The sequence below is a fragment of the Arcicella gelida genome (genome assembly GCF_034931025.1).
Lineage (GTDB): Bacteria > Bacteroidota > Bacteroidia > Cytophagales > Spirosomataceae > Arcicella > Arcicella gelida.
Map to the genome: position 1 here is coordinate 24,836 of NZ_JAYGIL010000035.1, position 21,813 is coordinate 46,648.

The window sequence follows — 21,813 nt, forward strand, 5'->3', positions numbered from 1 at the left end:
GGAATTGTTACCTGATGATTCACAAATATACCAATAATTGTTAATGTCAAAGATTATCAAAAAACTAAAGTATAAAAACAAAATAAAAGGCTCATCTACTTACAAAATTGTAAATAAATGAGCCTTTTATAGATATTTTTTTTACTATTGATTAAAGAATAACCATTCTATCGCTTTTGGAAATTCTTTGCCCCATTGGTCTTCGTTGTGCATTCCTTCTGGTTCATAAGAAAGATTGATTTCCGTTTTTCTAATGCCTTGTCTTTGGAAGGTTTGTTTCAGTTTCTCAACATTCGGAATCATCATTGTTCCTTCATCACCACCAGCGTAAATGTAGATATTGGTTGGTAAATGAGAAATAAAATCAATGGCATCAAAATAAATATTGGGCGAAACCCAAAGTGACGGAGAAAATACCATCAATTTTCCAAACACTTCTGGAAACATCAAACCTGCATAAATACTGATTAATCCGCCTAAAGAACTTCCGCCAATGCCTGTGAATTCACGTTCTGGTAAAGTTCTAAAATTGTTATCAATGTATGGCTTTAATGTTTTTGAGAGAAACTGAGCATATTTTCGTCCTTGACCTTTTCCCATTTTTGGGTTATTGTAAGGAGAATACTCTTGATAACGTTGTTCGCCACCATGTGCTACCGCAACAACAATGACATCGCCATGACCACGGGCAGCCAAAACGGCTAATTGTTTATCAATACCCCAGTTGCCAAACTCAGAACCACCACCAAAAAGGTTTTGGGCATCTTGTAAATAAATGACAGGATAATGTTTTTCTGATTTTTCGTAATTATGAGGAAGTAAAATATAAACCGCACGCTTTCTGTCAAACTGAGGAATTTCAAAAGCATCTGAAATCAAGCGAATTTCTGGCATTACATCTCCAGAAAGGTTTTCGCCGTCTAATCTCCAGTGTGGTACAAAATCTTTTAAAATGCCCGTTCTTACTTTGGCAATTCTGTTTGCGGTGGGTTTACCAAATTCATCTAATTCTACTTGATTCCATCCGCCTTTTGTATATTTATACTCAAAGCTTTCTGGCAATTTAATAGTATCTGGTAACTTCAATATGTATTTTCCGTCTTCAACTTTGTTTAAGCGGAATTCTTCTTTATTAGGAAGCCATTCGTTGAAACTGCCTGAAATATACACAGGTCTGTTGTCTTCAACGGGCGTGGTTAGTTCAAAATATAAAACACTTTTACTCATTATTGATCTGTTTGTCGAACCGCAAATTTAATCAAATAAAGTATGATATTTAGCTTTCGAAGGACGGATTTAGGCTATCTGTTCTCTTTTTTGTGTTGAATGGACACAAAATAATTAAGAGTGATGAATTATGAATGATGAGTTTCGATTTTAAAGTATTGATATGCAGGTGTTTAATTCTCAACGCTTTTCATGAACTACTTATAATAATAGTCAAGAAAATAGAAGTTGAAATTTTTATTTTATCCTAAATCAAACAATTAGCATCAAAAAATTACTCACTCAACACATACAAGTCTGCTAAATTCCTACCCAATCCATCGTAATCTAAACCGTAACCCAACACAAATTTATTTTCAATCTCGAATCCAATGTATTCTATCTCAATCGGTTGTTTCAAGGCTTCTGGTTTTTGGAAAAGTGTTGCAATCGTCAAAGAACTTGGGTTCTGTGCCAATAATTGCTTTTTGATTTCAATCATCGTCAAACCAGTATCAATAATATCCTCAATAATGATAATATCACGATTTTCGATACTTTCTGACAAACCCAAAATTTGGTGTACTTTTCCCGTAGATTCAGTTGCTTGATATGATGAAACCCGTAGAAAAGTAATTTCACAAGAAACAGTGATTGATTTCATCAATTCGGCGGCAAACATAAATGAACCATTCAAAATGGCTAAAAACAAAGGTTGTTTTCCAGCATAGTCTTGATTGATGGATGAAGCGAGTGCAGCGATTCGCTTTTCTAAAACACTTTGTTGGATGAATACTTCAAAATGTTTGTCGTGTACTTGTATCGTGGATTTCATAAATACTTGATTGCTAATTTGTAAAAATACGCTAAACTGAACGTTTAGACAAATCTTGAAATATCAGAAAATATTTAATGAAATATATTCTCAAATCTTCACAACACTTTTTAATAATGCTTTTCGTTGTATCATTCGTTAGAGCAATACTTAAAATTTCCTTAAATTTACATCCAGAAAAGACAATCATCCATGAAAAAAATATTTGATTTCTCGATTTATATAAAAGTATTCCTCTTGTGTTTTTTGATGTTTTCGCAACAACAAAACGCCAAAGCACAATGGTGGAAAGATACTGAAAAAGCAGAACAGGAGCGTTCAAAAGGGATGCTTTTGCTAACGGCTGAAGTTCAGATTGAAGCTACGCAGGCAATCAATCACATGTATAATTTTAAGTTTTACGAAGCCGAACGTGAATTCAATTACTTGAAAGTAAAATATCCTGACCATCCACTTCCTGATTTTTTATTGGGTTTGATGGAGTGGTGGAAAATTGTACCTAATACCGAAAATGTAATTTACGACGAACGTTGTATTGATTACATGGACAAGAGTATTGAAAAAGCAGAAAAAATTTGGGATGATTCTGAAAACCCAGAAGCGGCTTTTTTTATGGCGGCAGCTTATGCTTTTAAAGGACGTTTACATTCTGAAAGAAAACATTGGACGAAAGCGACTTTTGCCGCAAAAAATGCGTTGAAGTATCTCGACCGCTCAAGAAGTTTCTCTGATTTTAGTCCAGAATTGATGTTTGGCGACGGATTGTATAATTACTATTTTCATTATGTAAAAGAAAATTATGCTATGCTTCGTCCAGTACTTTGGTTGTTCCCAAAAGGTGATAAGCCAAAGGGAATCAGTCAGTTAGAAAAAGTAAGTTATAATGCTTTTTATACTCGTACAGAAGCCCGTTACTTTTTATTGCAGATTTATGGCATGGAAAACATGAATGAAAAAGCCTTGAATTTGTCGAAATACACTTATGAAACTTATCCCGACAATCCATTTTTTCAAAGATTTTATGCAAGAAGTGCTTTTGTAGCGGGTAGAGTAACGGAAGCAAAAACGATTGCCAAAAGTATCCTTCAAAAAATAGAGGAACATTATCCCGGTTATGAAGGCGTAAGTGGTAGATATGCCGCTTATATTTTGGGCTATTATGCCATGAATTATGACAGAGATGCCAAAGAAGCAAGAGCTTATTATCAAAAAACGATAGATTTTGCTAAACAAACTGGCTCTACAAATTCAGGTTATTACTGGTCATCGATGATTGCTTTAGGAAAAATCGCTTCGCAAGAACAAGATTATGATAAAGCAATTGAATACTTCAAACAAGTAATTGAAGATTCTGAGCGTAAATCGTCACAACGAGAAGAAGCTAAAAAATTACTTGCCGAAGCTAAAAAGGCTCGCAGAAAGAAAAAGTAATGATTTACACAAGGTAAAATCTTTCATAGATTTATTACAATATAAAGCCCTGACGCAAGTCATGGCTTTTATTTTTTAATGCCTGCTCCTCCAAATTTGTAATGAATTATTTGGGAAGTATCATCATATTTGTCTATATTTAAAATTCATAATTATTCAAATAAATGTACTTCTCGCTCTGTTCAGCAACTTTATCGTTGAAAATTCATTACCTCTACTGTATTTCAGAACATTGAATCTATTTAACATATCATGAAAGTTTCTACTGCTCAACCATTTCAAATCATTTATTCGGTACTCAGTCATGAATATCTCGGATACCTCTTTGAAGCTTTTATTGTTCAACTCGACGATAAAGAAGAACTTACTTTGTTGAATCAAAACGTATCCATCAAAAACATCAACGAGTTTGCACATGGCTTAGATAAAAATGATTTACAACTCGTAAAACTGATAAATTCGCTTCAATCAGAAAATATTTACAAAAAATTTGTAGGCTCAAAAAAGCGTTCAGTCGTTGATTTTTTCTTGAAAGTATATGACTCACAAAAAGGGGAAAAAGCTTTACAAGAAATGATTGCTACCTATGTAGAAAAAGTAAAAGCTGAAATGATGCCTTTGTTGCTTGGGAAAAAACTGTTCATCATGGGCAGTGATGGTAATCCAATTTGGCAACAAGTAGAAGTATTACCTGAAAAAGCGACCGTACTTTTTCATTTCATGAGGAATACAGATAATACACACTATTTCCCGACGATTAAATATGCGGGTGCTAAAGTGGATTTTCAATATAAAAATGCCTTTATCGTTTGCGACGAACCCGCTTGGATTATTATCGAAAACAAACTTTACCATTTTGCCAAAGAAGTAGATGGGAAAAAGCTTCGTCCTTTTCTACAAAAGCGTTTTATCGTGATTCCTAAAACCATTGAGGAAGATTATTATCGAAAATTCGTTTCGTCAATCATTACTATGTTTGATGTTTATGCAAAAGGTTTTGAAATTCGTTCGGAAGCTTATGCAGGCATTCCAATTTTGAATCTTGCGGAATCTCGAAGTCTTCAAACAGCACTAGCAGATAACGACGATATTGATAACCTGAAAGATGAAGATGTAGAATTGTCGATAAGTTTGGCTTTTAAATATGGAGAATATGCTTTTAAGTTCGATAGTTTTTCTACAGAAGTGAATGTTAGCATGGAAAAAAAGGGAGACGACTACGTTTTCCATAAAGTACGAAGAGATTTAACTTTCGAAAAATCTACTTTGGCGATGCTTGACACATTGGGTTTGGAGCTTAAAAATGGTAAAATGATTTTACCAAAAAGTGAAGCTTTTGCTTGGATTCAGAAGAATTATCAAACCTTAACCGAAGCGGGTTTTGGCATAGAACAAAGCGTGGAAGATGATGGCAAAAAGTATTTCTTGGGTTTTTCAAACATTGAAGTAAATATTACAGAAGGAAACGATTGGTTTGATATTAATGCCATTGTTCATTTTGGGGATTTTGAAATTCCTTTTTTGAAACTTCGTAATTTGATTTTACAGAAAAAGAAAGAATTTACTTTGCCCAACGGTGAAGTTGCCGTGATTCCAGAAGTTTGGTTTACTCAATATTCAGAGCTATTCGCTTTTATCGAACATCATACTGAAAGAGATGGCTTTATTCTGAAAAAGCATCACCTTTCATTGGTACAAGATTTACAGAGTGAATCTTTGGCTACGGCAGTACTCAGCAGAAAATTAGAAAAGCTACGAGATTTTGATGAAATCCATGCTTATGATTTACCAAAAGGTTTCAGAGGGAGTTTGCGTCCATACCAAAAAGCGGGTTACGATTGGATGCGCTTTTTGAACGATTATCATTTTGGCGGTTGCTTGGCAGATGATATGGGTTTAGGAAAAACTGTTCAAACCTTAACATTATTGCAATCGCAAAAAGAGCAAAAAATAGGGCAACCCAGTTTATTGATTTTGCCTACTTCCTTGATTTATAATTGGGAAATGGAAGCTCGCAAATTCACACCTGAACTAAAAATATTGACTTATACTGGTACTTATCGGGATAAAAATATTGAAGTATTTGATAATTATGATGTTGTATTGACAACCTACGGCATTATTAGAATTGATATTGATTTACTAAAAAATTACCGTTTTAATTATGTGATTTTGGATGAATCGCAAGCGATAAAGAACCCGTCATCATACATTACGAAAGCGGTAATGCAATTGAATTCCCGCAACCGTTTGGTACTTACTGGTACTCCGCTTGAAAATAGTACGATGGATTTATGGTCGCAAATGACTTTCATTAATCCAGGATTATTGGGAACTCAACATTTTTTCAGAAATGAATTTCAAGTTCCGATTGAAAAAAAGGGCGATGATGCAAAAATCCATCGCTTGTATTCAATCATCAAACCATTTATGTTGCGAAGACATAAATCGCAAGTAGCTACAGAATTGCCTCCGAAGATAGAGAGTATTCATTATGCACAAATGTCGGAACACCAAGAAAAGGAGTACGAAGAAGCAAAATCGTATTTCAGAAACTTGATTCTAGCACATATCGATGAGCAAGGAATGGCTATGTCGCAAATGATTGTGCTACAAGGTTTAACCAAATTAAGACAATTGGCGAATCATCCAAGAATGGTTGATACTGACTATGAAGGAGATTCTGGAAAATTGGAAGACGTGATGGACAAACTGGAATCTATTTTAGGTAAAGGACATAAAGTGTTGATTTTTAGTCAATTTGTAAAACATCTTGACCTTTTCAGAGAACGCCTTGATAAAGAGGCTCGTCCTTATGCGTATTTGGATGGAAGTACGCACGACCGCCAAGCACAAGTAGAGAAATTCCAGCAAAATGAAGATATACAGATTTTCTTGATTTCTTTAAAAGCTGGAGGTTTGGGACTCAATTTAACGGCTGCCGATTATGTCTTTATTTTAGACCCTTGGTGGAATCCTGCGATTGAGGCACAAGCCATCGACAGAGCACATAGAATCGGGCAAGTAAATACAGTATTTACCTATAAATTCATTACAAAAAATACCGTTGAAGAAAAGATTTTGGCTTTACAACAAAGCAAACAACGTCTTGCCAATGAATTAATTACGACAGAAGAAAGCTTTGTGAAATCTTTAACCAAAGACGATGTTTTGGCTTTATTAGAATAAAATTTTCTTTTTCTCCGAACTAACCAATTTGTCAAATTTCACCTTCATGAAATACGTTAGAATCGTTAAAATGATTGTGATAATGATTCCTTCTTCAAGGTAATTAGCACTTGTATTGGCAGGTGTTGAATACCAAATATAAATTAAAAAGGCAACCAAGATGATTTCTACGAAGAAAAATACAGATAGTATCCCAGCAATGAGGGATAATAAAAGAGGTCTGAGTTTATCGAAAATTGATTTCTTTTTTTGCATTTTCTCAAAAAAATAGGCGGATTGAAAACCCGCCTTATGTAATTGTAATAAAGTATTTTTTAGAAGAAAAATCCACCAACACGTAATACCAATGGACTACCGTAAGGAGAATTATATTCTTTATAAGTAAGGTTATACAGAGCGGTGATTTGAAAACCTCCAAAACCAAAGCCAAGACCTGCCAAGGTTTGTACAGGATATTCAAATGAAGCACCCGCTTGTTTATAATAATACTTTTGTAGTTCTGCCTGAGCAAACATATTCGATGCAATATTATCCAAGAAATGCAGACGATACTGTCCGAAAACTCTTGGTCCGTACTGGTTTAGCGAAGCAAAGTATTTTTGCTTGTAATATTGATAGTCAACTGCAACACCAACGATAAAATCATTAGTGGCTTGATAACCAACCATCGGCGAAATACCAATTACTGTTGGATTTCCAAATTGCAAACCACCAAGTCCGCCACCAAAACGTATTCTTTGGCTAAAAGGTAAATCTCTAACGTCTTGTTCTTCGTCTAAATCCCGAACAGAACTATCTTGTTTAATAACAACAGGAGCTTGTGAATAAGAAGTTGTATAAGCAGCAATAGAGATTAGAATGATAAAAAGTAATTTTTGCATGGTTATAATTTATTTTTTCCTAGAAACCTTAATAGAATCCGCTAATTTAACGCAAAGATTATCTATTTTCTTGTAAAGCACGAAACAATCTTTTTGGAAAACGTGTCTCCTAATAAATAGGTTTAATTTCTTGCCTTTTTTATCATTGTTTGATTGTTGAAAAGCCAGTTTTCACAGTCTAGAATTTCTTATCTTTGTTTCATGAACAATTCCGAAATCATCAACCAGCCTCATACTGCATTTGAAGACCTTGACCCAAAACGTTTTATCATCATCAAAGGGGCAAGAGTAAATAACCTAAAAAATATTGATGTTGCCATTCCTCGCAATAAACTGGTCGTGATTACGGGTTTGTCGGGTTCGGGAAAATCGTCCTTAGCTTTTGATACACTTTTTGCCGAAGGGCAACGGATGTACGTTGAAAGTTTAAGTTCTTATACTCGTCAATTCTTGGGACGAATGGAAAAACCTGATGTCGATTACATCAAAGGAATTTCGCCAGCGATTGCCATCGAACAAAAAGTTTCGAGTAAAAATCCTCGCTCTACGGTGGGAACTACCACTGAAATTTACGATTATCTAAAATTGCTTTTTGCCAGAATTGGAATAACCTTTTCGCCGATTTCTGGAAATGAAGTACGTAAAGATACCGTGACGGATGTTGTGAATTATTTGTTTACTAAAGACGAAGGACAAAGAGTAATGGTGCTGTCGCCGCTGTATTTGAAAGAAGGACGGAAGCTTTCAGAAGAAATGAAAATTCTACTTCAAAAAGGCTATACTCGTATTGTCATTGATGAAGAAACGAAATTTTTAGAAGAACTTTTAGAAGATAAAGAAGCACTGAAAAATCTTCCTGCCATAGATTTATTCAGTAATAATTATAAAATTCTCATCGACCGTGTGGTGATTAAAAAAGAAGCCGACGGACAACCTGAAGAGGAAACACAATTTCGTCTTTCGGATTCTATTCAAACGGCTTTTTTTGAAGGAAATGGTACTTGTTTTGTAGAAATTGTAGGCGATGAAACGAAAATATTCTCCGATCGTTTTGAAGCCGACGGAATTGTTTTTGAAGAACCTTCTTTGAATTTATTGAGCTTCAACAATCCTTATGGTGCTTGTAAACGCTGTGAAGGTTTTGGTAGAATTCTCGGACTTGACCCTGATTTAATCATTCCTGATAAAGGTGTTTCTGTTTATGAAGGAGCGATTGCTCCGTGGAGAACCGATAAAATGAGCGAATGGCTGATTCCATTGTTGAAAAAGGGTACAAAATTCGATTTCCCAATTCATCGACCTTACAAAGATTTGACAGACGAGCAAAAGGAATTACTCTGGACGGGAAATGAGTACTTTCAAGGTCTGGATGATTTCTTTGCGATGTTGGAAAAAGAAACGCATAAAATCCAGTACCGAGTAATGCTTTCACGCTATCGTGGGCGAACTACTTGTCCAGATTGTAAAGGTTCACGTTTGCGAAAAGATGCAGGTTATGTGAAAATCGCAGGAAAATCAATCATTGATTTGGTACTCATGCCTTTGAGTGATGTAAGCGATTACTTCAAAAATCTTGATTTGCCTGATTATCAATATGGGGTTTCTAAAAGAATTTTAGTAGAAATAGAAACTCGTTTAGAATATATGGAGAAAGTTGGATTGGGCTATTTAACACTTAACCGCTTGTCTTCAACACTTTCAGGAGGCGAATTCCAACGCATCAAATTGGCTACTTCTTTGGGAAGTGCCTTGGTGGGTTCAATGTACATTTTAGATGAACCTTCTATCGGTTTACATCCAAGAGATACGCAAAGATTGGTTTCAGTGTTGGAATCTCTGCGAGATATGGGCAACACCGTCATTGTGGTAGAACACGAAGAAGAAGTAATGCGTGCGGCTGACCAAATTATTGATATTGGTCCAGATGCAGGAAGTAATGGCGGGAAATTGGTTTTTCAAGGAAATTGGGAAACCATTAATGATATTGAAACGAAAGCAAAACCAGAAGCTGGGTTTTCGCATACGATTAATTTTTTAACAGGACACGATACGATAGAAGTACCCAAATTCCGTAGAAAATCAACCAGTTTTATTGAAGTAAAAGGTGCTTACGAAAATAATTTAAAGGATGTTAGTGTTAAGTTTCCTTTGGGAATTTTGACGGCTGTAACGGGTGTAAGTGGTTCGGGAAAATCTACGTTAATTCGTAAAATTTTGTATCCAGCTTTGGGTCGTCATTTGGGAACTTATACCGACGAAGCAGGGAAATATGCCGAAATTAGTGGAAGTATTGGCAAAATTGAAGCTGTAGAAATGGTTGACCAAAATCCGATTGGGAAATCGTCTCGCTCAAATCCTGTGACATACATTAAGGCTTATGACCAAATCAGATTATTGTATTCCGAACAACCAATTGCCAAAGCCAGAGGTTATAAGCCTGCACATTTTTCATTCAATGTAGAAGGCGGACGTTGCGAAACCTGTCAAGGAGAAGGCTTCGTGACGATTGAAATGCAATTTATGGCGGATGTAAAATTGAAATGTGAGTCTTGTGGAGGAAAACGTTTTAAACAAGAAATTTTAGACGTAAAATTCAATGAGAAAGACATTGCAGATATATTAGACATGACTGTCGATGAAGCGATTGACCTTTTCAAGAAAGACCAAGCTAAATTAGCCGATAAATTATTGCCTTTACAAGAAGTTGGTTTGGGTTATGTGAAATTGGGGCAATCGTCTAATTCACTTTCGGGCGGAGAAGCCCAAAGAGTAAAATTGGCAAGTTTCTTAGGAAAAGGAAACTCGAACAAAGGTAAAACGCTTTTCATTTTTGATGAACCAACCACAGGCTTACATTTTCATGACATCAAGAAACTTTTGAAAGCCATCAATGCTTTAGTAGAACAAGGAGATTCAGTAATTATTATTGAGCATAATATGGAAGTGATAAAATCTTCAGATTATATCATCGACTTGGGTCCAGAAGGCGGAGAAAAAGGAGGTTTTGTTACTTTTGAAGGAACACCCGAACAAATGGCTAAGATAGAAGGGAATTACACGGCAGACTTTTTGAAGGAAAAATTGAAATAATTTACTCATTTTGACTTTATGGCGGTAAAGTTAAAATGATTTAGTTGTTCTGTTGACTAGTGTTGATGAGTTGCTGTTTTCTGATTAATTTTTGATAGGTAAGTGTTCTAAGCATACCAATTTTAATCTTGCGTTTCAGTGCGTCTGTTTCTGATTTGTAAGTGTTTTGTCCTTTCAATAATTCTTCGACGATATTAGTTACTAAGACTTCAACGGATTCCGCTGTTAACATGAGAGGCTTTTTTTTCATCGTTTTGGGGCTTGTCTAAGGTGAAATGCGTTTAAAGGTCATTTTCTATTAATTCTGAACATAAGTTAATATTTTTTGTTTGACAAAAAAATAATTTCTTCCTGTTTTTTGTCAAACAACACGTTTTTTTATCTCTTAAAATATTGGAAATAAATCAAAAGCTTATTTTCAGTCAATATTAATAGCTTTTCAATACTAAATACCTATAATCCCTGATGTTTGCTAAATCGTTACAACTTTATAGAAATGCTTACTTAGGATTACCCAAATCTGTATGGTTACTTTCTGGAGTAATGTTTGTAAACAGAAGTGGTACAATGGTTTTACCTTTCTTGTCGCTTTACTTAACCCAGAAATTACATTTTAGTGTAACCGATGCTGGTATTGTGATGGGCGTGTATGGAACAGGAGCATTATTTGGTACTTTTTTAGGAGGAAAACTGACGGATAAAGTCGGGTTTTATTACATCCAATTTTTCAGTTTACTGTTCGCAGGAATGATGTTATTGGTGATAATGCACCTCACTAATTTTTATGCCATTTGTACAGGAGTATTCATTTTTACTTTATTGGGTGATTGTTTTCGTCCAGCCAATGCTGCTGCTTTAGCGTATTATAGTGAAGTGGAAAACCGTACTCGTTCTTTTTCTTTGAATCGTTTAGCAATTAATTTAGGTTGGTCGATAGGTGGTGGAATGGGTGGAATTCTTGCCGAAATCAATTACGATTTACTCTTTTGGGCAGATGGAATTACTTGTATTGTAGCCGCCATTTTGTTAAGAGTTTTACTAAAAGTACCTGTTCAAAAAAGTAAAAATGAGGCTGAAACATTGTTAGCAAAACCATTAATACGTTCACCTTATCAAGATAAAGTATATTGGTTTTTTATGGTTTGTGTTACGCTATACGCCATTTCATTTTTTCAATTATTCAGTTTAGAACCGCTGTATTTCAGAACGGTGTATCATTTACCCGAATCGCAAATTGGTTTATTGATGGTTTGTAATGGCTTGATGATTGCTTTTATCGAAATGATTTTGGTACATCAATTAGATGGTAAATTCCTAAAAACAAACCTGATTGCGATTGGAACAGCCTTAACAGCTTTGTCTTTTTGGGTTTTTAATACCTATTTTTTTGTCGGAATATTGTGGATTTCCATCATTTTGAATACTGTAGGAGAAATGTTTGCGATGCCATTCATGCAAAGTTTTTCGATAGAACGCTCAGATGAATCTAACCGTGGACAGTACATTGCCATGTACACCATGTGTTATTCTTTTGCACAAATTACCTCGCCAACCATTGGCTCGCAAGTAGTTGATAATTTCGGTTTTACTACTTTGTGGTATGTAATGGGTTGTTTTTGCTTGTTATCAACAGTTGGCTTTTTGTATTTAAAAACTTTGAAGTAAAATCTGATGCAACCTTTGTTATCAATATTGTATCTTTGAATAAGCTGTCAGCTTTCAGCCATGAGCTTTGAGCTATCAGTTTTGAACTTTTTAACTATAACCGCTCACTCTGTTTAAAAAAGCTTATAGCTCAAAACTCATAGCTTAAATCTCTAACATGTCTCTAAAAAACGCCAAAATACTTGCTATCGACGATGACCCAGATGTACTGGTTGCTGTGAAAATGTTACTTCGTCCTGAAGTAAAAGAAATCGTTACCGAAAAAAATCCTGAACGTATTCAATCATTATTGGCTCAAACTCAATTCGATTTGATTTTGCTGGATATGAATTACAAAAGTTCATTAAATACAGGAAATGAAGGCATTTTTTGGTTGAGAAAAATTAGAGAAATTAATAAATCTGTAGCCGTAATTATGATTACTGCTTATGGAGATATTGATTTGGCAGTACGTTCGGTGAAAGAAGGAGCAACTGATTTTGTATTGAAACCTTGGCGAAATGAAAAATTATTGGTCACTATTGAAGAAGCTCTTGAAAAATCTGCTTTAGAAAATCCTGTCTCAAATAAAAATAAAAAAAGTGTAGCACCGACCATTATCAATTCTTTGCTTGGTAAAAGTGAAGCCATGCAGGATATTTTCTATAAAATTGAAAAGATTGCTCCGACGGATGCTAATATTCTAATTTTGGGAGAAAACGGAACAGGAAAAGGAGAAGTAGCAAAATTGATTCATCAGAAATCATTGCGAGCAGGCAAACCTTTTGTTCATGCAGATTTGGGTTCTTTAACGGAAAGCTTATTTGAATCTGAATTGTTCGGACATAAAAAAGGAGCATTTACCGATGCCCGTGAAGATCGTGCTGGTCGTTTTGAATCTGCTAATAAAGGCACTTTATTTTTGGATGAAATCGGAAATATTTCTTTGCCACAGCAAGCAAAATTATTGACTGTTTTGCAGAATAGAGAAGTAACTCGTTTGGGAACAAACACGCCTGTATCTATTGATATTCGTTTAATTTCTGCAACGAATGCTCCAATCAAAGAAATGTCGGCACAAAATCAGTATCGTAAAGATTTAATTTATCGACTCAATACCATTGAAATTACTTTGCCACCACTTCGTAGTCGTGGCGATGATGTTGTTTTACTAGCGGAGTATTTTACAAAAACTTACGCTCAACAATATCATAAAAATCTTCATGAAATTGACGAAAAAGCCAAAGACAAATTGCGTAAATATGCTTTTCCTGGGAATATTCGGGAATTGCAACATGCCATCGAAAGAGCCGTAATTATGTCGGATGAACAAGTATTAACAGCTCGTGATTTGGACTTAAGTTCTTCTATCGAAAATCCGATAGCTGTGAGTAGTGAACCAAATACTTTACGGATTGATGAAATGGAAAAATCAACCATTCTGAAAGCCATCGAAAGACATGACGGAAATATCACCAAAGCTGCTCGTGAATTAGGTTTAACTCGGACCGCTTTGTATAGACGTTTAGGGAAGTATGATATTTAATCAAATTTCAGCGATAAATGATATGCTAAACAACTAAATTCAATGCACAATTAGATAAAAAACATGAATAAAAACGTAGAAAAACTTTATCAACTAGCTGGAAAAACATCTCGAAAAATTATTGGTTTAATGTCTGGTACTTCAATGGATGGTTTGGATGTTGCTCTTTGTGAAATTTCAGGAAGTGGCGAAGGAACAGTTGTTAAGCTATTGAATTTTGAAACGGTTGATTATTCAGAAGCCATCAAAATTGAAATTAGAAAGGTATTTGCCAAAAAAACAATAGATTTTCAACACTTAGCTTTATTGAATGAATGGATAGGTTTATTACATGCTGAAATGATTTTGGATTGTTTGAAAACGTGGAAAATTGACGCAGAAGAAATAGATTTAGTCGCTTCGCATGGACAAACTGTGATGCACGCTCCTAAAATTTTGCATCAGCAAGAAATGTTTCCGAATGCCACTTTACAAATTGGCGATGGCGACCATATCGCTGTAAAAACAGGCATTATTACCCTGTCTGATTTCAGGCAAAAACATATTGCGGCTGGTGGTGAAGGTGCTCCTTTAGCCGTTTATGGAGATTACTTTATTTTCGGAAAAAAGGGTGAAAATCGTATTATGCTCAATATGGGTGGGATTGCTAATTTTACTTTTTTACCCGCCAGTATGAATCCAGAAGAAGTATTTGTAACGGATACTGGAACAGGAAATACCTTGATTGATGCTTTTACAAGATATTATTTCCCTGAATTGGCTTACGACAAAGATGCTGCCATTGCCAAACAAGGAACTGTAAACACAAGATTATTAGAAGTATTAAAAGCAGATAATTTCTTTTTTGCACCTTTTCCAAAAACAACTGGTCCAGAATTATTCAGTATTGATTATGTCAAGAATGCTCAAGTACTCAGTAAAACAGAAAATATTGCGGTGAATGATTTATTGGCAACGCTTACTCGATTCAGTGCTGAAACCATTTCAGAAGCTATTCATTGGGCGGTTGGTTCGCAATCGTTAGCAGATTTCAATATTTATCTTTCGGGTGGAGGAATGCATAATCCATTGTTGGTTCAATGGTTGAAAGAATTAATTCCTGCTAATTTCTTTAAAACGGATGATTTGGGTATTTCTGGCGATGCGAAGGAAGCAGTACTTTTCGCCATTTTAGCCAATGAGACAGTTGCAGGAGGAGAATCAGATTTTGGCACAAGAAAAGGAATTCCTTCGGTAGCGATGGGCAAGATTTCTTTTCCAAGTTAGTGCAACCTTTGATTGTTGCTTTGCATCTAATGAGAGAGTTGTAGGATGTCGGATTTCTGATGTCGGATTTCGGTAACTTTTTAATTGATTTCAAAACTCATACATTCACAATTAGACAATAAGCATCATGAAAAACATCGCTAAATCTCTTTCAATCGTATTTATTACGTTTTTTTCAGTAGTAACCACTTTTGCACAACTTACTAAAGAAAACCGTACAATTGGTAGTTTCAAAACTATTCGAGTTACAAGTGGGATAGATTTGTATATTAAGCAAGGAAATGCACAATCAGTTACTGTGAGTGCTGATAAGGATAAAATCAATGACATCGTTACAGAAGTAAAAGATGGAGGCTTGAGTATCTATGTTGAAAACTCTAAATGGGGTTGGTTTAATTGGAATTCTAAACCAGTAAAAGTATATGTTACGATAAAAGATTTAGCTGGTATTTCTGCCACAGGGGGGTCAGATGTTTATTCAGAAAATAGATTAGATTTAATTAAACTTAACGTAAGTGCCACAGGGGGTTCGGATGTTAAATTAGAACTTGATGCCGACGAACTTACTTGTCAAACAACGGGTGGTTCTGATGTTACCTTGGTTGGAACGGCTACTGTTTTTAAAGCATCATCAACAGGAGGAAGTGATTTAAAAGCTTCTGATTTAAAAACAAGTTTCTGTAGTGTTTCGTCAACTGGTGGTTCTGATGCCTATGTTTGGGCTGAAAAAGAAATTAGTATTACTGCTACTGGTGGTAGCGACGTATATCACAAAGGCAATGCAAGAGTAGTGAAATCAAGCTCTTCGGGCGGTTCTGATATTCATAAACGATAGATTTTGACTAAACATGAGTCATCCCGAATTTTCTCATCAAATAACGAGTTTTGGGTTGTTTTGTAGTTTTTATCGCCTTGTCCTTACTTTTCTTTTCTTGATAAAAGAAAAGTAACAAAAGAAAATCAAGAATTCCTAAACTCGCTTCGCTCAAACAGTAGGAATTCGTTGCTCATCAATCATAAAAAAGAGGTCGAAATTAGTTTTTCGACCTCTTTTTTATGATTTTTAAAATTCGGGATGACACATGTTGTCAATTCTCATCTTCATCTTCACTTTTCTTTTTCGCTTTGGGTGCTTCGTAAATGATTTTCCCTTTGTTGTCTCGTTCCTGCAAAACTACTGTTTCAGAAGTGTCAAATTTATCTTTTGGATAAAGCGTTTCCTTTTTTAAACGTCCCATCGCACCAAATTGATGATACTCTCGCCAACGACCGATTTTTACGCTATCATCAAATTTCCCTTCTTCTTTTAGCTGTCCGCCTTCATAGAATGAGCGATATTCACCTGTTACTTTGCTGTATCTTACAGGAATTACTTCCTTGATTTTGGTCTCAGTTTTGTCGTAATAACTAATTTTTGAATCAGCAAAAAAGCCCTTTTTATACTTTTCTTTTGTAAGAAGAATATACTCTTGATTATAAGTTTCCCAACGACCATCTTTTACACCAACATAGAAAAAACCTTCTTCTACTAACTCATCGTTTACATATTTTTTATAAGGTCCGTGACAAATTTCTCCGTAGTTTTTATCTTTTCTAGGCACATTGGTTACTCTTCTAAGTTTTGGGTCGTACCACCAAATTTCTTTGGCATAAATACTTGGCTCGGCTTCGTCAGGATTTCTCAGTACATGAATTTCTTCAACGGTTAATCTTGTTCCTGAGCCATATTCGCCAATGCGTAATTCAAATTTTATATCTTCGTAGGAATCTTTAGGCTGTTTCTTGACTTTACTTTTCTTTTTTGATTTATTGATTTTTAAACCTAAATCAGCAGTTAAATCAGCTGCATCGCTACTTAGTCTTTTAAATTCATCTTGATTATTTTGTATTGTTTTCTTGGCATTTTTCACATTGTCTAATAAATCAGACTGGATTAAACCTAAACCGCCTAAAATCCCACCTTTTTTCTTGGCAGAAGTATCGGTTTGTGGTTTGGCGTTCGTTTTGAATTCATCATTTTGTGCAAATGAGCATTGGGAAACGAACGAAAATATAAATATTAAAAAGAAAAAGATAGACTTCATTTTTATAGACGAAAAGATATTATGGAATCAAAAGAATCGAAAATCAGCAGGTTTACCATAGCAGATTTTCCTGTTATCAACTTGAAATGGTTACCTTTGTGAACGAAAATACGAATAATTTATTTTTATAAGTAAAGATAAGGAATTTCGTTCTATCACAAGAACAGAGCAAATCATACGATATATATCTTGGAAAAAGACGCTAAAATTTACATCGCTGGTCACCGAGGAATGGTGGGTTCGGCAATTCATAGAAAACTACAAGAAAAAGGTTTTACTAATTTTATCTTGAAAACCTCTAAAGAACTTGATCTTCGCAATCAGCAAGCCGTTGCCGATTTTTTTGAAAACGAAAAGCCTGAATATGTATTTCTGGCTGCGGCAAAAGTAGGAGGGATTATCGCTAACAATACTTATAGAGCCGATTTTTTGTATGAAAACTTGTCTATCCAAAACAATGTTATTCATAGTTCCTTTGTGAACAAAGTGAAAAAATTGATGTTTTTAGGTTCTTCGTGTATTTATCCAAAATTAGCTCCACAGCCTTTAAAAGAAGAGTATTTGTTGACAGGCTTGTTGGAAGAAACTAATGAACCTTATGCCATTGCTAAAATTGCTGGAATTAAAATGTGTGAATCGTACAGAAGACAGTACGGTTGCGATTTTATTTCGGTAATGCCAACGAATTTGTATGGACCAAATGATAATTACGATTTACAAAAATCGCATGTGATGCCTGCGATGATTCGTAAATTTCATGAAGCTAAATTAGCTGGAAATGCAGCCGTAACGCTTTGGGGAACAGGGTCGCCAATGAGAGAATTTTTACATGCTGATGATTTAGCAGAAGCTTGTGTTTTCTTGATGGAAAATTACAGTGAAGAAGAGTTTATCAATGTTGGAACAGGAACAGACGTAACGATTAAGGAATTAGCGGAAACCGTAAAAAAAGTAGTTGGTTTTACGGGTGAATTGATTTGGGATACTGCTAAACCAGATGGTACTCCAAGAAAATTGATGGATGTTTCAAAACTTCATGCTAAAGGGTGGAAGCATACAATCGCATTAGAACAAGGAATTGCTTTGGCATATCAAGATTTTCTAGTTCATCACGATACTTTGAGATTGTAATGAATTCTTCTCTATTTAGGAAATGAATTTTTCCTAAATAGAGAAGAAGAAAATTATACTTTCTTCGCTGGATTTCCGAAAACTGTTTCACGAGCTTTCACGCTTTCAACGACTACCGAACCTGCACCAATTCTGGCTCCTTTTCCGATTTTCACGCCTGAAACAATGGTTACGCCTGAACCAATAAAAACGTTATCATCAACCGAAACGCCTGCTCCGATGATACTTCCAGCTCCAATTTGAACGAAATCTCCTATTTTGGCATCATAATCCACAATCACACGACTGTGAAGTAAATTATGACTTCCAATTTCGGCACGTGCGTTAATGATTGTTCCTGCTGAAATCAAATTTCCATGTCCGATTGTGGCAGTGGCGGCAATGGCAGTTTGTTCGTGAATGGCATTTACAGGTTGTACTTTTTTATCATTATGCAACATTTCTACCAAATTCTGACGAACTTTCAATTCGTCGATTGCGATAAATACTTCACATCTTTTCCCGATTAATTTGGTATAATCATCGTCGTCAGTACTTCCCATCACGATTACATCGTCGATTTCTGTATTGTGCAATTCCTTGTTATCGTCCAAAAAAGCATAGACTACCACATTATTTGTCTTGAAAATATCAAGGGCGACAGCTCCTAAACCGCCTGCACCTAAAATCATTACTGGATTCTCCATACATTTTTCCTGATTCGTTGAATCAAGTTACAATTTTACTCCGTTATTAATTTTATAAATTACTTTTCCGTCTTTTACTAATTCAAAATCCGCTTTTTGCCCCAAACCAATTTTTTTTTCTGCACTGAATGTCAAGCCTGTGGCATCAATTTCGTCTGTACCAAAAAATACCGACATATCGCCAATTTCCTCAATGACAGAACTTTGCGTAAAATAGTCTCTGCCTTTTACAGGTTTTTCGTTTCTATTAATGGCAATATCAGCTTGATAAGTACTATTTCCTTTCTTGATGGTGGCATTTCTGATAATTAAATCAAAAATCACTTTATCGTTTACAGGAATTGCATCGTACTCTTTGATATTTTCTTTTTCGTAAGATTTATCCGAAATCATTTTCAAACCTGTAAGTATCGAAACAAAATTCAATTTTCGGATATACTGTTTTTCTGGGTCGCCTTTAAAACCACCCGATTCTATCAAAATCAGGGTCGAACCCCATTTTTGAATATTATCGCCAAAAGCTCGTGGTTCAAAATCTGAAGGCCATTTCCCAACGGCATTCGGAATAAAAGGCTGTAAAGCATGATTCATTCCAACGATAATCAACATGGCTTTTTTTCGGGTTTCGTTTACTTCTTGGGCTTCGTTATAAGCCGTTGCCAAAAAAGAAATAGTGGCTAAGTTTCCCGTTTTACCAGCCGAATAACGTCTGCCTTTGTCGTGAAGATTGAATGAAAAATCAGGTTTTAAATCGAAAACTAATTTTTTCAATAAACTTCCTTCTGGCGTTTGCGTTGCCAAAGCGTCACGATTCATATCAATTCCCAAAGCCGTGTAGCGTGTCCACGCCTCAGCCCCGTCAGGATTCAACATCGGAACAAAATAAAAAGTGCATTCTTTCAGCAAATTTGTTCGTAATTGCGTCAGTGTTTGGTCTTCGTTGGCGGTACTTTTTTTATTTTCCAAAAAATTAAAAATATCCATCAAAGCCATTGTTGCCGTAGCTTCATCGCCGTGCATTTGCGACCAAAGCAGTACTTTAGTTTTTCCTGTACCACATTTTATCAAGAAAATATCTCTTCCTTCGCTCGACTGCGTAGCTTTTGATACTTCAAACAAAGGATTTTTCTTCATTTGTTCAATTCTGTCCACCAAAGTTTGGTGTCCGAATCTACGTTTTGTTACGGTCGATTCACGGAAAATATCGTGATTTTCGTGAAGTACTTTCCCTAAATTCTGAGCGTAATTTTCTGATATAACATTCATCATAAACATCAAGGTAATTATTATCTTTTTCATGGCTTTGTTTATAAAAAAGTTTCGTCGGGTTCTTGGTATTTTTTTACGGCAATTTTCTGGGCTGAATAAATTCCTGAATGCCCCGAAAATGCGTAAGCCATCACGCAAGCCAAAGCCAAATAAATAGCAGACTCTGCTCCGAATAATTCTATTCCCATTAAAGTACAAGCAATGGGCGTATTAGAAGCTCCTGCAAAAACACCTACAAAGCCCATTCCAGCCAAAAGAGCTATCGGAAGCGGAATAAAATTCGTCAAAGCATTTCCCATCGTTGCTCCGATATAAAACAAGGGCGTTACTTCTCCACCTTTAAATCCTGAACCTAAAGTAAGCGTTGTAAAAAATGTTTTTGCCAAAAAATCATAGAAAGGTAGTTTTTCGCTAAATGCTTCCACAATCACGGGAACGCCCAAACCATTATATTTTGAAGTACCCACCGCAAAAAATAAAATGGCTAAAATCACGCCACCGATTACTGGTCGCAAAGGTGGATAAGGAATTTTACTTTTGAATAAATTACTCCAAAAATGAGTGCTTTTGGCAAATAACATTCCAACCAAACCAAACAAAATACCGGCGAGCATTGCCCACAAAATTGTCGGAATTGTTAAATGTGGTACAGCTGGAATAGCATAATGTGTATGACCAACATGCCAAAGTTCCTGACAAGTATAATCTGCAATCAGAGCCGAAAAGAGACTTGGCAAAATGGCTTCGTAACGTACTTTTCCGATAAAAGCTACTTCTAATGCAAAAAATGTTCCTGCCAAAGGAGTACCAAAAACCGAAGCGAAACCAGCACTTACACCCATTATCAGCAATATCTTTCGGTCTAAGTCGTTGAATTTTAAAGGTTTTGTAAAAAAATCAGCAATTGCTCCGCCCATTTGTACAGCCGTTCCTTCTCTTCCTGCCGAACCACCCACCAAATGCGTGAGCAAAGTAGTCAATAAAATCAACGGCATCATTTTAGAAGGAATAGTTTTTTCAGGATGCTGAATTTCTTCAATCAATTGATTATTTCCTTTGGCTACGTCTTGTCCGAAGTAATGATACATAACACCAACTGCTAAACCTCCTAATGGTAAAAGCCAAATCAACCAAGGATGATTTTCACGGAAGTGAGTTGTCCAATCGAGTGAAACTAAAAAGAAAGCCGAAGCCGAACCAATTGCCAAACCGACAAGTACTGCCATTAAAAGCCACTTCAATGTGAATTTCAGCACAAAGATTTGTTGATTCATATCATTTATGTTGGTGAATTAATCAAACAAAATTACGGAATGTATTTCAATATAAATAAGCGTACTGAATGGCTGATTGGGCGTTAGCGGTTTCAGATTAGTATTTTACGAAGGATTAAGCGAAGTTGGCGTAGCGGCAAAGCCTTGCGGTTGCTGTTTTGAGTGCGGCAACCGCAAGGCTTTGCCGCTACAAAAATTAATCTAAGAAATATTTTGAACAAATTAAATCATCCATACAGCTTTAAGTTCGGATGTGTGAATGGGTCGTGTTTTATTTTTTT

General features: G+C 35.5%; 17 protein-coding genes. 8 read left to right on the forward strand and 9 right to left on the reverse strand.

The genetic code is table 11. From position 1 onward, the window contains the following. Positions 1–144 precede the first annotated feature (144 nt). Positions 145–1,227: an alpha/beta hydrolase gene (locus tag VB776_RS20790; protein ID WP_323698794.1), complete on the reverse strand. Its 1,083-nt coding sequence runs from the start codon at positions 1,225–1,227 to the stop codon at positions 145–147. 274 nt (positions 1,228–1,501) lie between these two features. Continuing rightward, a complete protein-coding gene (gene hpt / locus VB776_RS20795; protein ID WP_323698795.1) occupies positions 1,502–2,041 on the reverse strand; it encodes a hypoxanthine phosphoribosyltransferase in 540 nt (179 codons plus the stop codon). 192 nt (positions 2,042–2,233) lie between these two features. Here hpt and VB776_RS20800 point away from each other — a divergent pair, with 192 nt between their 5' ends. After that, entirely contained in the window at positions 2,234–3,472 is a 1,239-nt protein-coding gene (locus tag VB776_RS20800; protein WP_323698796.1) for a tetratricopeptide repeat protein, read from the forward strand. 252 nt (positions 3,473–3,724) lie between these two features. Beyond that, positions 3,725–6,661 carry a DEAD/DEAH box helicase gene (locus VB776_RS20805; RefSeq protein WP_323698797.1) on the forward strand — a complete coding sequence of 979 codons (2,937 nt, stop codon included), beginning with the start codon at positions 3,725–3,727 and terminating at the stop codon, positions 6,659–6,661. On the opposite strand, the gene VB776_RS20810 is transcribed toward VB776_RS20805, so the two are convergent. Together VB776_RS20810 and VB776_RS20815 are read right to left on the reverse strand one after the other, a co-directional pair. Beyond that, positions 6,653–6,916 (reverse strand): hypothetical protein, encoded by a 264-nt coding sequence (locus VB776_RS20810; protein ID WP_323698798.1) that lies wholly within the window; start codon positions 6,914–6,916, stop codon positions 6,653–6,655. The genes VB776_RS20805 and VB776_RS20810 overlap by 9 nt on opposite strands. Before the next feature lie 59 nt (positions 6,917–6,975). Next, positions 6,976–7,542, reverse strand: coding sequence for a hypothetical protein (locus tag VB776_RS20815; protein ID WP_323698799.1), 567 nt, complete (start codon positions 7,540–7,542; stop codon positions 6,976–6,978). A gap of 201 nt (positions 7,543–7,743) precedes the next feature. Here VB776_RS20815 and uvrA point away from each other — a divergent pair, with 201 nt between their 5' ends. Next, the gene (gene uvrA / locus VB776_RS20820; protein ID WP_323698800.1) at positions 7,744–10,632 is read left to right on the forward strand and encodes an excinuclease ABC subunit UvrA; all 2,889 of its coding nucleotides are present in this window, start codon (positions 7,744–7,746) and stop codon (positions 10,630–10,632) included. Between the two features lie 40 nt (positions 10,633–10,672). On the opposite strand, the gene VB776_RS20825 is transcribed toward uvrA, so the two are convergent. Next, the gene (locus VB776_RS20825) at positions 10,673–10,864 is read right to left on the reverse strand and encodes a hypothetical protein (protein ID WP_323260537.1); all 192 of its coding nucleotides are present in this window, start codon (positions 10,862–10,864) and stop codon (positions 10,673–10,675) included. Positions 10,865–11,097: 233 nt separating this feature from the next. On the opposite strand from VB776_RS20825, the gene VB776_RS20830 reads away from it, so the two are divergent. The 4 genes from VB776_RS20830 to VB776_RS20845 all read left to right on the forward strand — a co-directional run bounded on the left by VB776_RS20830 (position 11,098) and on the right by VB776_RS20845 (position 15,923). Then, the gene (locus VB776_RS20830; protein ID WP_323698801.1) at positions 11,098–12,297 is read left to right on the forward strand and encodes an MFS transporter; all 1,200 of its coding nucleotides are present in this window, start codon (positions 11,098–11,100) and stop codon (positions 12,295–12,297) included. Between the two features lie 157 nt (positions 12,298–12,454). After that, a complete protein-coding gene (locus VB776_RS20835) occupies positions 12,455–13,822 on the forward strand; it encodes a sigma-54-dependent transcriptional regulator (protein ID WP_323698802.1) in 1,368 nt (455 codons plus the stop codon). 63 nt (positions 13,823–13,885) lie between these two features. After that, positions 13,886–15,088, forward strand: a complete 1,203-nt coding sequence (locus VB776_RS20840; protein WP_323698803.1) for an anhydro-N-acetylmuramic acid kinase — start codon at positions 13,886–13,888, stop codon at positions 15,086–15,088. 127 nt (positions 15,089–15,215) lie between these two features. Continuing rightward, a complete protein-coding gene (locus tag VB776_RS20845) occupies positions 15,216–15,923 on the forward strand; it encodes a head GIN domain-containing protein (protein ID WP_323698804.1) in 708 nt (235 codons plus the stop codon). A 253-nt stretch (positions 15,924–16,176) separates the two neighbouring features. On the opposite strand, the gene VB776_RS20850 is transcribed toward VB776_RS20845, so the two are convergent. Then, complete coding sequence (locus tag VB776_RS20850; protein WP_323698805.1) at positions 16,177–17,172, reverse strand: toxin-antitoxin system YwqK family antitoxin; 996 nt, start codon at positions 17,170–17,172, stop codon at positions 16,177–16,179. A 189-nt stretch (positions 17,173–17,361) separates the two neighbouring features. Between VB776_RS20850 and fcl the strand changes: the two genes are divergently transcribed. Continuing rightward, a complete protein-coding gene (gene fcl / locus VB776_RS20855) occupies positions 17,362–18,303 on the forward strand; it encodes a GDP-L-fucose synthase (RefSeq protein WP_323698806.1) in 942 nt (313 codons plus the stop codon). 53 nt (positions 18,304–18,356) lie between these two features. On the opposite strand, the gene VB776_RS20860 is transcribed toward fcl, so the two are convergent. The 3 genes from VB776_RS20860 to VB776_RS20870 are packed head-to-tail and all read right to left on the reverse strand — an operon-like array spanning position 18,357 to position 21,532. After that, positions 18,357–18,989, reverse strand: coding sequence for a NeuD/PglB/VioB family sugar acetyltransferase (locus VB776_RS20860; protein WP_323698807.1), 633 nt, complete (start codon positions 18,987–18,989; stop codon positions 18,357–18,359). 27 nt (positions 18,990–19,016) lie between these two features. Next, the gene (locus VB776_RS24635) at positions 19,017–20,288 is read right to left on the reverse strand and encodes a M14 family zinc carboxypeptidase (protein ID WP_323698808.1); all 1,272 of its coding nucleotides are present in this window, start codon (positions 20,286–20,288) and stop codon (positions 19,017–19,019) included. Positions 20,289–20,296: 8 nt separating this feature from the next. After that, complete coding sequence (locus VB776_RS20870) at positions 20,297–21,532, reverse strand: voltage-gated chloride channel family protein (RefSeq protein ID WP_323698809.1); 1,236 nt, start codon at positions 21,530–21,532, stop codon at positions 20,297–20,299. Positions 21,533–21,813 lie beyond the last annotated feature (281 nt).

Bases quoted from the DNA above. Each gene is read 5' to 3' on its own strand.
- VB776_RS20850 (WP_323698805.1), bottom strand. From the start codon at position 17,172: ATGAAGTCTATCTTTTTCTTTTTAATATTTATATTTTCGTTCGTTTCC.
- uvrA (WP_323698800.1), top strand. From the start codon at position 7,744: ATGAACAATTCCGAAATCATCAACCAGCCTCATACTGCATTTGAAGAC.
- VB776_RS20805 (WP_323698797.1), top strand. From the start codon at position 3,725: ATGAAAGTTTCTACTGCTCAACCATTTCAAATCATTTATTCGGTACTC.
- VB776_RS20830 (WP_323698801.1), top strand. From the start codon at position 11,098: ATGTTTGCTAAATCGTTACAACTTTATAGAAATGCTTACTTAGGATTA.
- VB776_RS24635 (WP_323698808.1), bottom strand. From the start codon at position 20,288: ATGAAAAAGATAATAATTACCTTGATGTTTATGATGAATGTTATATCA.
- VB776_RS20800 (WP_323698796.1), top strand. From the start codon at position 2,234: ATGAAAAAAATATTTGATTTCTCGATTTATATAAAAGTATTCCTCTTG.
- hpt (WP_323698795.1), bottom strand. From the start codon at position 2,041: ATGAAATCCACGATACAAGTACACGACAAACATTTTGAAGTATTCATC.
- VB776_RS20870 (WP_323698809.1), bottom strand. From the start codon at position 21,532: ATGAATCAACAAATCTTTGTGCTGAAATTCACATTGAAGTGGCTTTTA.
- VB776_RS20815 (WP_323698799.1), bottom strand. From the start codon at position 7,542: ATGCAAAAATTACTTTTTATCATTCTAATCTCTATTGCTGCTTATACA.
- VB776_RS20860 (WP_323698807.1), bottom strand. From the start codon at position 18,989: ATGGAGAATCCAGTAATGATTTTAGGTGCAGGCGGTTTAGGAGCTGTC.
- VB776_RS20825 (WP_323260537.1), bottom strand. From the start codon at position 10,864: ATGTTAACAGCGGAATCCGTTGAAGTCTTAGTAACTAATATCGTCGAA.
- VB776_RS20845 (WP_323698804.1), top strand. From the start codon at position 15,216: ATGAAAAACATCGCTAAATCTCTTTCAATCGTATTTATTACGTTTTTT.
- VB776_RS20810 (WP_323698798.1), bottom strand. From the start codon at position 6,916: ATGCAAAAAAAGAAATCAATTTTCGATAAACTCAGACCTCTTTTATTA.
- VB776_RS20790 (WP_323698794.1), bottom strand. From the start codon at position 1,227: ATGAGTAAAAGTGTTTTATATTTTGAACTAACCACGCCCGTTGAAGAC.
- VB776_RS20840 (WP_323698803.1), top strand. From the start codon at position 13,886: ATGAATAAAAACGTAGAAAAACTTTATCAACTAGCTGGAAAAACATCT.
- VB776_RS20835 (WP_323698802.1), top strand. From the start codon at position 12,455: ATGTCTCTAAAAAACGCCAAAATACTTGCTATCGACGATGACCCAGAT.